General features: G+C 59.3%; 14 protein-coding genes. 1 reads left to right on the top strand and 13 read right to left on the bottom strand.

From position 1 onward, the window contains the following. Positions 1-750: 750 nt before the first annotated feature. The 4 genes from EM858_RS27640 to EM858_RS27410 all read right to left on the bottom strand — a co-directional run bounded on the left by EM858_RS27640 (position 751) and on the right by EM858_RS27410 (position 1839). Positions 751-972 (bottom strand): short-chain fatty acyl-CoA regulator family protein, encoded by a 222-nt coding sequence (locus tag EM858_RS27640; protein ID WP_280960147.1) that lies wholly within the window; start codon positions 970-972, stop codon positions 751-753. A gap of 116 nt (positions 973-1088) precedes the next feature. Further along, positions 1089-1178 (bottom strand): short-chain fatty acyl-CoA regulator family protein, encoded by a 90-nt coding sequence (locus EM858_RS27635; RefSeq protein ID WP_280960150.1) that lies wholly within the window; start codon positions 1176-1178, stop codon positions 1089-1091. A gap of 80 nt (positions 1179-1258) precedes the next feature. Further along, a complete protein-coding gene (locus EM858_RS27415; protein WP_245483019.1) occupies positions 1259-1504 on the bottom strand; it encodes an ImmA/IrrE family metallo-endopeptidase in 246 nt (81 codons plus the stop codon). Continuing rightward, complete coding sequence (locus EM858_RS27410) at positions 1411-1839, bottom strand: hypothetical protein (protein ID WP_245483004.1); 429 nt, start codon at positions 1837-1839, stop codon at positions 1411-1413. The genes EM858_RS27415 and EM858_RS27410 overlap by 94 nt, the downstream gene beginning before the upstream one ends. A gap of 371 nt (positions 1840-2210) precedes the next feature. On the opposite strand from EM858_RS27410, the gene EM858_RS16950 reads away from it, so the two are divergent. Continuing rightward, complete coding sequence (locus EM858_RS16950) at positions 2211-2867, top strand: nucleotidyltransferase family protein (protein ID WP_127757354.1); 657 nt, start codon at positions 2211-2213, stop codon at positions 2865-2867. Positions 2868-2981: 114 nt separating this feature from the next. Here EM858_RS16950 and EM858_RS16945 read toward each other — a convergent pair whose 3' ends face one another. From EM858_RS16945 to EM858_RS16905, 9 genes are all read right to left on the bottom strand, one after another. After that, entirely contained in the window at positions 2982-3938 is a 957-nt protein-coding gene (locus EM858_RS16945; protein ID WP_127757353.1) for an XdhC family protein, read from the bottom strand. Positions 3939-3986: 48 nt separating this feature from the next. After that, a complete protein-coding gene (locus EM858_RS16940; protein WP_127757352.1) occupies positions 3987-4571 on the bottom strand; it encodes an adenylate kinase in 585 nt (194 codons plus the stop codon). Then, the gene (locus tag EM858_RS16935) at positions 4568-6031 is read right to left on the bottom strand and encodes an NAD-dependent succinate-semialdehyde dehydrogenase (protein ID WP_127757456.1); all 1464 of its coding nucleotides are present in this window, start codon (positions 6029-6031) and stop codon (positions 4568-4570) included. The genes EM858_RS16940 and EM858_RS16935 overlap by 4 nt, the downstream gene beginning before the upstream one ends. A 19-nt stretch (positions 6032-6050) precedes the next feature. Further along, complete coding sequence (locus EM858_RS16930; protein ID WP_127757351.1) at positions 6051-6497, bottom strand: thioesterase family protein; 447 nt, start codon at positions 6495-6497, stop codon at positions 6051-6053. After that, positions 6497-7657: an iron-containing alcohol dehydrogenase gene (locus EM858_RS16925; RefSeq protein WP_127757350.1), complete on the bottom strand. Its 1161-nt coding sequence runs from the start codon at positions 7655-7657 to the stop codon at positions 6497-6499. The genes EM858_RS16930 and EM858_RS16925 overlap by 1 nt, the downstream gene beginning before the upstream one ends. 24 nt (positions 7658-7681) lie before the next feature. Next, entirely contained in the window at positions 7682-9211 is a 1530-nt protein-coding gene (locus EM858_RS16920; protein WP_127757349.1) for a class I adenylate-forming enzyme family protein, read from the bottom strand. A gap of 23 nt (positions 9212-9234) precedes the next feature. Then, complete coding sequence (locus EM858_RS16915; protein ID WP_127757348.1) at positions 9235-9990, bottom strand: SDR family oxidoreductase; 756 nt, start codon at positions 9988-9990, stop codon at positions 9235-9237. A gap of 66 nt (positions 9991-10056) precedes the next feature. Continuing rightward, positions 10057-10824 carry an enoyl-CoA hydratase-related protein gene (locus EM858_RS16910; protein WP_127757347.1) on the bottom strand — a complete coding sequence of 256 codons (768 nt, stop codon included), beginning with the start codon at positions 10822-10824 and terminating at the stop codon, positions 10057-10059. Positions 10825-10908: 84 nt separating this feature from the next. Next, on the bottom strand, positions 10909-12117 hold the full coding sequence (locus EM858_RS16905; protein ID WP_127757455.1) for an ABC transporter substrate-binding protein: 1209 nt from the start codon (positions 12115-12117) through the stop codon (positions 10909-10911). Between the last annotated feature and the right edge of the window lie 120 nt (positions 12118-12237).

Raw genomic sequence — 12237 nt, 5'->3', positions numbered from 1 at the left:
CGATACTGGTTTCACGCGGGAAACGGCCCATGTGGGAAATTGTGAGATCCAGAACCTCGATCATATTTCAACAGGCAATCCAAACACCTATCTCCAAATCACGTTGTCTCACCCCTCCCCTACCCCAGGCAGCCACGAAGACGTGAAAAGATGATCGACGGAACCCATCGGCTTTTTCGACGTCCGGCGTCACCCCGGTTTTTGGCGCCCGCGTCGGCTTGGTCTTGCAGCGCCACAGTTGGAACTTCCATCGAGGCGCCCATGGGCGTCCCTGAGGAACGGCACCTTCGGGACAGTTCTGCGCTTATACACGCGGCTCGCTGGTGCGTATGACATTCGGATGGCCCAGCGCGCGCTCAACCAGATAAATGCAACGCGCGTTTTGAAAGTCTGGCGATCTTCCCCACGTGGAACAGGCCGCGATAGGAATTAAACAGATTATCAGACAATCTGTCAAACTACTATTGTGTCAATAGGCCAAATTCTTTGTAGAAGTTGGCGCGCGACCTTGGCGTCATGTCGATGTGGGAACTTCCGGTTATGCGAATGAAGCATGCGCTCGGAGCCGAAGCGCCACGGAATATGACGTTCCACCGAGAGTGACTCGCTAGGACGTCCAGTCTAGTATAAGGATTTATGATTTAGAATCAATCTATTCGCGGAAATCAGAAATTCAATTATGGAACAGCTGTGGTAGAATGGTGGTCAACACCAGACCGACCTGACCAAGCCAAAGCCGTCGCAGCACGGCTAGTGGGAAAACCCGAATGGCGCATCCGTGCGACGATAGTAATCCGGCAGAATCCGTCGGCCGATCGGCGGCTCCGATCGGTGTCTGCAATCATCGCGCTGACAGAGGCGACAGGTAATTCCAATTGGTGTCGGCGTGACGGGCTGACGATAATAGACGGGGCGCTCGGCATGCTTTACTTCACAAACCAATGCCACGGCCCGATCTACCTTCGGGAGCACAAAGGTCCTCCTCCAGAGCTGACCGTTCTAGCGATTGAGAAAAACTGCTGGCCGTCTGGCAGCTAGAGCCACTGCTTCACTACTGTTCTCGGCGTTGAAAAGACCTGGTGCAAGCTTCACACCGGGCATCCGCCGCCGTGCCGGGCAAACGGGAAATTGGCGCTGTCGAGACGTTTGGAAACATTGCCTGCAGCAACTACCCGGATAAAGAAGAACGGGATGCGTCCTGGCCGGGCTTTTGCAGCGTTGTCAGCCGATGAGCAGTCTGTTCGAAACTGGTTCCGAATTAACGGGCGATCGCCTCAACGTCGTAGCGGCGCGCCTCGACCGCTTTGGCAAAAGGCTTGTAGGGCATGACCACCCCCGCGGCGAAATAACCAGCAAGCGCCCGGCGGGCCAAACGTCGCGCGCTTTCCGTTGCGAAACTGCCCTCCTGAACTAGTTTGCGAATCTCCTCATCGAATTCGACGTAGGCGAGTTGCTGCGCGAGCTGGAAATTCTGGCTTGCCGTGTCCAGGCAATCGTCGAGCAGTACTTCGCGCCGGTGCCGGTCGAGCCTGACATGATCTCCACTGGAATTCGTCGGACACGAAGCGTGTGCCGCTGCATGAAATAACTCGGAAGACCGCCTAAGGTGTCCACCGCGCCTGCCAGCTTTTCGGGGGCCGCGTCGAGGCCAGGGAAACAGTTTCGCCTTGCGGCCAGAAACCGCCGCACGTCCGCAACGAGATCTGACCCCTCGTCACTCCCTCGGCCGATCGCGACCTGCCGCTGATCGGTAAGGGCGAACTGCTCCTCCTTGTAGGCTGTGTAGAACCGGAGCATGGCTTCGGCGAAGCCTGGAAAGCTGCTCTCAGACAACTCCATCAGTTCTCATGTTTGGATGCTCCCTTTCGATGCTTTTTTTACCGCTGGAGCGAGCCGGAGGGCGCTTGCGAATATCGCCCTTGATACTCTGGAGCAGGCGCTTCATGATCTCGAAATTCTGCCTCGCCTCATTCGATATGGTCTCCGGTGCGCCGGTCGCAAGTTTTTCGGCAGACGCGCCAACCCTTTTTTCCATCAGGGCAGCAGAAACCAATGTTTTCCAGTCCCGCAACGATTTGACAGCGGCCTAGAACTGCGGCAATTGTTTGGTACTTAAGTGATTTTGGCGAGTTACCAACGTAGCCCGTTGTGTCAAACCGATGCCCTTGGCGCCATTGGGATGCACGGATGGGTTTCAGTAGGAAGGCCCAATGCCCGACGTAGGCGATCATAGTCAGCCGCCCAACGGACGTTCCTTCTCTCCCCTCATATTCGTTGTCTTGCTCGCGGCAGGACGATCCAATCGGATGGGAATGATCGGGGCATCCAAGTTACTCGCAGAATTCGACGGTATTGCTCTCGTACGACGTTCCGCCCAAGTCGCGCTCGGTTCGACCACCGACACCGTGGTCGTGATAACAGGCCATCGCCGACTTGAGATTGAAGCGGCCCTCGGCGGCCTTGAGGTTGAGTGTGTAGAAAACCCGCTATACGAGTCGGGAATGGCAACCTCGCTTGCTACCGGGGTCTCCCACTGCAGAGCTCAAGGAGCGGACGCCATCCTGGTTATGCTCGCCGATATGCCGGGATTGACAAGCGGCAATCTGGATCAACTTATTGCTGCCTTCCGCTCCACCGATGGTGACGTTGTGGTTCGCGCAATGGGGGACGGTAAGCAGGGAAATCCCGTAATACTCCCAAAAACGTTATTCGAAGCCGTGGAGCAGTTGGAGGGCGACGTGGGAGCTCGACAAGTTATCGAAGCGTCCGGCCTTCCGGTCGTTTATGTAGAAATCGGCCAAGCGGCGCTCCTGGACGTAGATACACCTGAAGCAGTACGCGCAGCAGGTGGAACACTGAACGCGTAACTTTATAGCTCTGTCAGGTGGTCGCGACGGCGACCAACCCGAAACCTATTCAATGACGCACGTTATTTCGAACACATACTCAAACCATGCATGGCCGGGGCCGGGCAACGAATGCTATCCGAAATCGGGCGCCTGTTGACCGCAAGACCTGGCCGCAGCGATATCGGCGACAACGGAAAGCGCTATAGACGAAGCATCCCTTGCTTTGTCGAAAATGCCGATCGGCGCCTTGATCCTCGCAATATCCGTATCTTCAAAGCCATGCTCGCGAAGCAAAGCGATCCGTTTCTCGTGGGTTCGTCTGCTCCCGAGAGCCCCGATGTAGAACGGGTTTGAGCGCAACGCGGCCTGAAGTAATGGCAATTCCCGGTCGAGGTCGTGGAATAACAGCGCGACAGCGGAAAACTGGTCAATCCTCGAAGCGAACGCGCTGCTATCAACGGCCAGATCGATCTGGTCGACTTCGTAACCAGCCGCCCTCGCCACCGCGGCGGTGATCGTCAACTCGACGGATCGGCCACACAGCAGAACACGAATGCGCGGTTGATAATGTGTAGTAAACGTTCCGTCGAACCACCCAGCTTGGCTCCGACTACCCTCTTCGCCGAACTCCATTGATTCCGATCCGGGCGTGTACCGAAGCGTGGCGGGGCGCCGGGAGGCCAGATTTGATAGCACCTCGCCCAACGGGTCTGCCTTCTTGAGGATGTGAATTGAAAGGGTGATCCCTCCCCCGCATGGGAGCACGATATCGAAGAAAGGCGAACCTTCTCCAAGCCGCAAAAAACGATCATGCCCCTTACGCAAAGCCTGGATAGCTTCCGCTGCCACCGCCGCCTCGGTACAGCCGCCGGAAACGAAGCCGCAGTAGCGGCCGTCTCCCCGCACTGCCATCTGCGCTCCGATCGCGCGCGCCGCGCCGCCACGAACCTCAACCAGAGTTACCAAGGCAACGGGAATGCCCGCACGAAAAGAGTCGTACGCGTAACGGAGGATTTCGACCGGTTCGTCCGTCGCGAGCGCAACCGTCGGCAAAACCACTTCGTCCTCACCAAAATCATGCAGGCTCATTCGTGACCTCCCGTTAACACAGGTCAGAAGTTCTGGACCTGACTTCGATCACCGTCTCAATAAACTGCTGATTTCAGCGGCGACCTCGTCAATGCCGGCTGCAGCGTCAATACGACGAAGCAACTGGCGATGATCATAGAACGGCGTCAGCGCCGCTGTTGCGCGAGCAAATTCTTCGACCCTTTTTTTCAACACGTTCACATTATCATCAGTCCGCGTTGAGGTCCCGGTGGCCCGCGACTGTTCGGCTCTCTTCGCAATTCGCTCCTCGAGAAAGCCGATCGGGATATCGAATATGATGACGTGATCGAGCGGGCTGTTCAAACTATAGAGTAGACGCTCGAGCGCCTCGGCCTGCCCGACCGTTCTCGGAAAACCGTCCAGGATAAAGCCCTGGTCCGGTCTTTTATCGGACAAACGTTCCTCAACGAGGCCGATTACAACTTCATCCGGGACGAGTGCCCCGCTGTCGACAGCCGCCCTGGCCTCGCGGCCGAGCAACGTCTCTGCCCTGATCGCCTCGCGCAGCAGGTCGCCAGTAGAGATATGAATGAGCCCATATTCCCGCACGAGACGCTCGGCCTGCGTTCCTTTCCCCGCTCCGGGTGGGCCAATGAGGACCAGATTGATCATCGCGAAACCCCCATGCACATATATTTGATCTCGAGGTAATCATCCATGCCGTACTTCGATCCCTCGCGACCATTGCCGCTTTCCTTTACGCCGCCGAAGGGAGCGACCTCGGTCGAGATAAGACCCTCGTTGATGCCGACGATGCCGTATTCGAGCGCCTCGGCAACACGCCAGACACGCGCGATGTCGTGGCCGTAAAAATAGGCCGCCAGCCCAAACTGCGTGTTGTTGGCGAGCCGGATGGCTTCGTCCTCTGTGTCGAAGCGGAAGACTGGCGCAACAGGCCCGAATATCTCTTCAGCGAAGATCTGAGCATCGGGAGACGCGTCGGCAACGACGGTCGGCTCGTAAAAGCTGTGGCCGAGGGCGTGCCGGTGACCTCCTGTCAGAATGCGTCCGCCGCGGCTGATGGCGTCCGATACCAGCTCCTCGACTTTCGCGACCGCCTTGTCGTCGATCAGAGGACCGATCTGGACGCCATCATCAAAACCGTTCCCGACCTTGAGAACGGAGACGACTTCGGCCAGCCGCTTCACGAAAGCGTCGTGGATCCCGGACTGGACAAGGAAACGGTTGGCGCAAACGCAGGTCTGTCCGGCATTCCTGTATTTTGAGGCGATCGCGCCTTTGACCGCCGCCTCGACATCGGCATCGTCAAAGACGATGAACGGCGCGTTGCCACCAAGCTCCATCGACGTCCGCTTCACTGTCTGCGCGCATTGCGCCATCAGGACCTTGCCAATTTCCGTCGAGCCGGTGAAGCTGAGCTTGCGCACGATCGGGTTGGATGTCAGTTCCTCGCCGATCTCGCTCGCCGACCCTGTCACGCAGGAGAGCACGCCCTTCGGCACGCCGGCGCGCTCGGCCAACACACAAAGAGCCAGCGCTGACAGCGGTGTCTGGCTGGCTGGTTTTATGACCGTGGTGCAGCCCGCGGCGAGCGCCGGCCCTACCTTTCGGGTGATCATAGCGGCCGGGAAATTCCACGGCGTGATTGCGGCGCACACGCCGATCGGTTGCTTGATGACGACGATCCGTTTGTCGGACGTGGGCGCAGGAATGGTGTCGCCATAGACCCGCTTCGCCTCTTCGCCGAACCATTCGATATACGACGCTGCGTAGGCGATCTCGCCTTTTGCTTCGGCAAGCGGCTTGCCCTGTTCCGCCGTCATGATGGCGGCCAGATCGTCCTGGTTATCGATCAGGAGATCAAACCATTTCCGCAGGATGGCCGCACGCTGCTTTCCAGAAAGCGCCTTCCATCCCGCCTGCGCCTCCTGGGCGCTTTCAATCGCCCGGCGCGTTTCACTGGCACCCATCCGCGGGACCGTCGCAACGACGGAGCCGTTGGCAGGGTTGGTGACGTCAATCACCCGGTTATCGTCCGCATCACGCCATTCGCCGCCGATGAAGCACTTGTCGCGCAGGAGCGACCGATCCTTGAGAGTGAGAACTGCCATGGGTGTTTCCTTGTCTTTTTTAATCAGGTTGAATGACAAGCGGCTCCAGCAGCCGTCTTGCCTTGGCGCCAAAGGGAATGGGCCGACGCGATAGCCGATCAACGTTTACGTGAATGAAGAAGCCTTCGGCAGCCGCCACGTCCTCGTCATTGCGGAACAGTCCGATCTCGTAACGCACAGAGGAACTGCCAAGCTTCGCAACACGGATGCCCGCCGTCACGCGATCCGGGAAGGACATTTCGGCATGGTAGCGGCAGCCCGTTTCAACCACCAGAAACACTTCTGCACCGCCCTTGATGTCGAGCACATCATGCTCGATCAGGTAGGCGTTCACCGCCGTATCGAACAGACTGTAATGCACGACGTTGTTCATATGACCGTAGGTGTCGTTGTCTGACCACCGCAGACCGATCTTCCGGAAAACCTTGTAGACAGCGCGGCTCGATGGGGTTGCACGTTCCGCCATTACCAGGCCGCCCTGTAGATCGATAGCGCGTCCGCTTCGTTCACTTCACGCGGATTGTTCACGAGGAGGCGCGTCTGCTTCATCGCGTCGCTCGCCATGCCTCCCAGATGCTCTTCACCGATGCCGACATCACGCAGACGTGACTGCAATCCAAGCTTCAAGGAAAGACCGGCAAGCTTCTTGATGAAAGCGGCGCAGCGTCCCTGTGCCCCCTGCTCCGCGGCAAGCTCCGGAAACGCATCCGCCGCGATTTCAGCGTACACGGAAGCCGCGTCCGGGGCATTAAACCGCAGGACATGGGGCAAAACGAGGGCGTTGGACAGGCCATGCGGGATATGGAACGTACCGCCGATCGGGTAGGCCAGCGCGTGGACGGCAGCAACCGGAGAGTTGGCAAAGGCCTGGCCAGCCAGCATCGATCCGAGAAGCATGGCGCCGCGGGCGTTGAGGTCCTTCCCGTCGAAAACAGCTTTCTCGATGTTTGCACCCAGAAGCTGGAGTGCCTGCTTCGCCAATATCTTCGAAAGTGGGTTGTTGTTCGCGCTTTTCGACGCATAGGCTTCGATCGCGTGCACCATGGCGTCGATGCCGGTGGCCGCGGTGATATGGGCGGGAAGGCCGACGGTCAGGCCCGCGTCAAGAATGGCGATATCGGGCAGGATAATCGGCGACGACACGCCGCGCTTCTCGTCGCCGCCGACGGTGATGATCGAGACGGAAGTGACTTCCGACCCGGTTCCGGCGGTAGTCGGCACGAGCACCAGCGGCAAGCGGGGGCCCTTGGCATTGCCGACGCCCCACGCTCCGTCGATATCTTCACCAGAGCCGCACAGTAGTGCCACGACCTTGGCGACATCGAGAGACGACCCGCCACCGAAGCCTATGATCCCGGTCGCGCCTGCCGTCTTGGCCGCACCCACCGCCGCCATCACGGTGGCAAGCGACGGATCGGCCTCGACGCTGTCGAATACGGTTGCCTCGATCCCCGAGGTGGCAAGCGAGGCGAGCGCCGGATCGCACAGTCCGAGTTTCCGCAACCCCGGATCGGTCACGAAGAGGATGCGCTGTCCGAGCTTCGCCTTGACGATATCGCCGATCTCAGCTGCAGCGCCTGGCCGGAAAACGATCTGCGCGGTCGTGTTGAAGATGAACGGGTTCATTGCAATTCTCCTTAGTCATGTCCTTCAGGCGACGGGCAGGCTCTCGCGCAGCTTCACGCGCAATATCTTGCCCGATCCCGTCCGGGGTATCTCCTGGACGACATAGATGCGGTCGGGTACCTTGTAGGCGGACAGCCGCTCCTTGCAGTGACTGAGAAGCGCCGCCTGGTCGAAGGCATCGGCGTCCCTGAGAACGATGCAGGCGACCGGAACCTCGCCCAGCATCGTGTGCGGCATGCCGATGACGGCGCAATCCAACACCGCGTGGTCGAGCAAGATCGTTTCCTCGACCTCGGCCGGTGCTATATTCTGTCCGCCGCGAATAATCAGTTCCTTCAGGCGGCCGGTGATCGTCAGGAAGCCGTTGGGATCGGACCTGGCGAGATCGCCAGTGCGGTACCAGCCATCGACAATCGCCTTCTGCGTCTCCTGGGGCTTGTTGTGATAACCCTGCATCAGGTTCGGCCCCTTGCAGATCAATTCGCCTTCCACACCGGCCGGAACGTCGAGGCCGGTCTTCGGATCGACAAGCCGGACCGCCAGCCCCGGAACAGGCAGACCGCAGGAACCGGGCAGACGCCAACGGCCGGGCCAATTCATGGTCACCATGGTCGACGTCTCGGTAATCCCGTAACCGTCGAGCAGGGAAACGCCGAAAAACTGCTCAAAGTCGTTGTTCAGCGTACCAGGCAGGATGGCGCCGGCCGACACGCAGAGCCGCACCGATGACAGCAGCTTCTCGCCGCTCGCCTGGCAGGCGGAGAGAAAATAGTGGAAGACGGTCGGAACGCCGGGCATGAACGTGAAGCGGCCTGTCCGGAGGAGTTCTGTCGCCTGCGTCGTGGAGAATTTCTCCATGATGTATTCGCTGGCGCCGGTCGCGATGATCGACAGCACTGCGATGTTCAGCGCGTAGGAATGGTATAGGGGCAGCGTATTGAGGACAACATCGTTCTCGTTCATGCCCGCAATCGGCGCCCAGCAGGCGGCGGTAACCCAGAGCATCGACCGTGTCGAAAGAAGTACGCCCTTCGGCTGGCCGGTCGTTCCCGACGTATAGACAATGTAGGCGGCACGATCGACATCCGCATCGTCTTCGAAACCGGCTGGTCGCATCTGCGTCACTGTTTCAAATCCTGAGGCGGGATCAGCCTCAACCAACGTGACAGGGCGATCGAGGCGCGACAGCACCGCGTCGACCATCGATCGCTTTTCGGCGAGGCTAACGATCACCGTGCATCCGGCATCAGTGATGCGATAGGCAAGCTCGGCTTCGGTGGATTCAATGCTGACCGGGACTGAGATACCGCCGGCGCGCACGACGGCAAGGCAGGCGACCACCCAGTTGACCGAGTTCGGCAGCAAGATCGCGACGGCCTCCCCCTTCTGGAATTCCGATGCAACAATCTGCGAGGCAAGAGCCTCCGTCTCCTTGTTGAGTTCAGGATAGGTAACCGCCCGTCTCCGATCTTCGAAGGCGATCTTTTCCGGGTACAGGCGGGCATTCCGTCGAAGGATCTCTCCGACGGGCGCGATCAGATCAAAGTGTATCATGTTGGCTCCTCCCAATCCTCCGGTTAGACCATGCAAAAGCCGCCGTTGACACTGATCACCTGACCCGTCACCCAAGACGATGCGCCAGCGGCAAGGAACGTTACCATGGGCGCCACGTCATCCGGCTTGCCGATGCGGCGCAGCGGATAGGCCTTGACGATCTTCTCCCGGTTCTTCTCGAGGAATTCCGGATCGGAGTGGGAGGTCTCGATAAGACCGAGCGAGACCGTGTTGACGGTAATGTTGTTGCGGCCGAATTCACGAGCGAGCGACTTGCCGAGCGCGATCGTGCCGCCACGCGCTGCCGCCGCCAGAGCAAGGTTGGCTTCGCCGATGCGGGAGCTATCACCGACGAGATTGATGATCCTGCCCGAGTTCTGGGCGATCATCAAAGGTGCCACCTCGTGGCAGCAATTGATCGCGCCATAGAGGCACACATCGATCTGCTTTTTCCATTCGTCCGGCGTCGAATCCACAAAGCGCTGGTATTTGACGTAGCCGGCATTGTTGACGAGAATGTCAACCGTTCCGAAGTCCGACTTGATCGCGGCGACCATCGTCTTGACCTGAGCATTATCGCTGATATCGGCCTGATACGCCTTCGCCTTGCCGCCGCCTGCCTCGATTAATTGCACGACCGCTTGGGCCTCGTCTTTCGACCGGGCGTAGTTTACCGCAACGATGGCGCCTTCGGCCGCAAGAGCACGCGCGATATCGCCGCCGACATCGCGGCCGCCGCCCGTGACGAGCGCTACCTTGCCCTTGAGATTGGTCTCCATTGAATGTCTCCTTGGGGTGGGATGCTGCCTGTGCAGCGGATTGAGGGGTTGGTTGAAACCTGGCCGTCAGCGGCCCATAAATCGTGGCGACCGCTTTTCGGCGAAGGCTTTGCGTCCTTCGGCGTAGTCCTCGCTGGAACTCGCCTGGTCGATCAGCCCTTCAGCTTCGGTGCGGTCGAGATCACCCCGGGCACAGCCATTGAGGATGAACTTCGCGCCCTTGATCGTCAGGGGCGCATTCGCGACCATCGCATTGGCGCGCTCCGAGGCTGCCGCCGTGGCATCATCCGCCAGCTCGTCGATGAAGCCGTTGCCAAGCGCCTGAGCGGCGGTAAAACGGTTAGCCGAATAGAGAATTCGCTTCGCCTCCGTGACACCAACGAGCGAGAACAGCTTGCGTGTCGCAGAGACGCCATAGATGATCGACAACCGGGCCGCCGGAATGCCGAACACAGCGCTTTCTTCCGCAATCCGGAAATCGCAAGACATGGCCAAATGTGCTGCACCACCGAGGCAATATCCACGCAACACCGCGATAGTGGGTTTCGAAACGTCGTAAATGGCATCGCCCGCAGCGTCGACGGCGACTTCGTAACGCGTACTTTCCTCAGCGCCGTCCCTTACCGCATCGAACTCGCTGATGTCGGCGCCGGCGGAGAAGTCCGCGCCCGCCCCGGTCAGCAGAATGGCGCGGACATCCGCATCCTTGTCGAATGCGCGGAACCGCTCGGCAAGCTCGCACCACATCGCATAGGTCACGGCATTGCGCTGGTTGGGCCTGTTCAGTGTAACGATGGCGACACCATCCGTTTTCTCGACCTTAATGTCAGTCATGCCTGCTCGTCTCTTCCTGCCGACCGCGACCGCGTTCAGCGTTTAGGGTGCGCCCGGCGCGGGAGAGCCGGGCGCTTCTCTGGATCACTTCTTAACCAGCGGGCACTGGCTTTCGGAGAGAGGACGGAAGGCCTGGTCGCCTGGAATGGTGGTGACAAGCTTCAGAAGGTCCCATTCGCCCTTCGATTCAGCGGGCGTCTTGACCTGGTAGACATACATGTCATGCACCATGCGACCGTCCTCGCGGATTTTGCCGTCCTTGGCGAAGAAGTCATTGACGGGTGTTTCCTTCATCTTCGCCATGACCTGCTTCGTGTCAGTCGTGCCGGCGGCCTTCACAGCCTGCAAGTAATGCATCGTCGAGGAGTAGTCGCCCGCGTCGCCCATATGCGGCGGACGCCCTACCCGCGCCTCGAACTTTTTGGCGAATGCCCGGGTCTCTTCGTCGCGATCCCAGTAGAAGGCGTTGGTCAGGATCATGCCCTGCGCGGTATCAAGTCCCAGCGAATGGACGTCAGTATCCCAGACGAGCAGGCCGGCAACGGTTTTGCCCGAGGACGCGAGACCGAACTCGGCGGCGGATTTGACCGCGTTGACAAAAGTCGTTCCGGACCCTGCCATCGCAACGACATCGGCGGGCGACGCCTGCGCCTGCAGCATGAAGGCGCTATGGTCGGAGGTCTCGATGGGGTAGCGGACAGCACCGGAAACAGTGCCCCCGTTCGTTTTGACAATCTGGCTCGCATCCGCTTCCAGCGCATGGCCGAAGGCATAGTCGGCAGTCAGGAAGTACCAGTTCTTCTTGCCTTCCCGGATCAGTTCGTTAGCCGTGCCATTTGCCAGCGCATAGGTATCGTACGAGTAATGGATGCTGTTTGGCGTGCAGCCGTCGTTCGTTAAACGTGACGAACCGGAGCCGTTGACGATCGCGATCTTGTCCTCGTCCTTGGCAACCTGTGTGACAGCCAGCGCGATTCCGGAATTGATCAGGTTGTTGATCATCGTCACGCCTTGCGACTCGTACCACTCGCGGGCGGTGGAGACGGCGACCTCCGGCTTGTTCTGGTGGTCTGCTACGACCACTTCCAGCGGACGGTCGAGGACCTTGCCGCCGAAATCCTCAACGGCCATCTTCACCGCAGCGATCGCCCCCTCGCCTGCCTCATGCGAGAACTGACCGCTGACATCGGTCAGGACGCCGATCCGGATCGGCCCCGAATCCTGGGCTTGGGCACTCATCCCCATAGCGGTGAAAGCGGCCGTACACGACAGCAAAATTCGCAGATGCTTCATCAATTCATCCTCCCAGATGCGGCACCGAAACTCCTCCTCAAGCGCCGACGTTAAACTTGCGCTATCATACTTATGGCCGATTGTGAGCCAACGTTATAATGCGCTGCACCAAGATGCCTA

It is taken from the genome of Agrobacterium sp. CNPSo 2736 (assembly GCF_004005385.1).
Classification (GTDB): Bacteria; Pseudomonadota; Alphaproteobacteria; order Rhizobiales; family Rhizobiaceae; genus Agrobacterium; species Agrobacterium leguminum.
The sequence above is the reverse complement of the archived record's forward strand: the minus strand, read 5'-3'. Positions and strand labels throughout refer to the sequence as shown.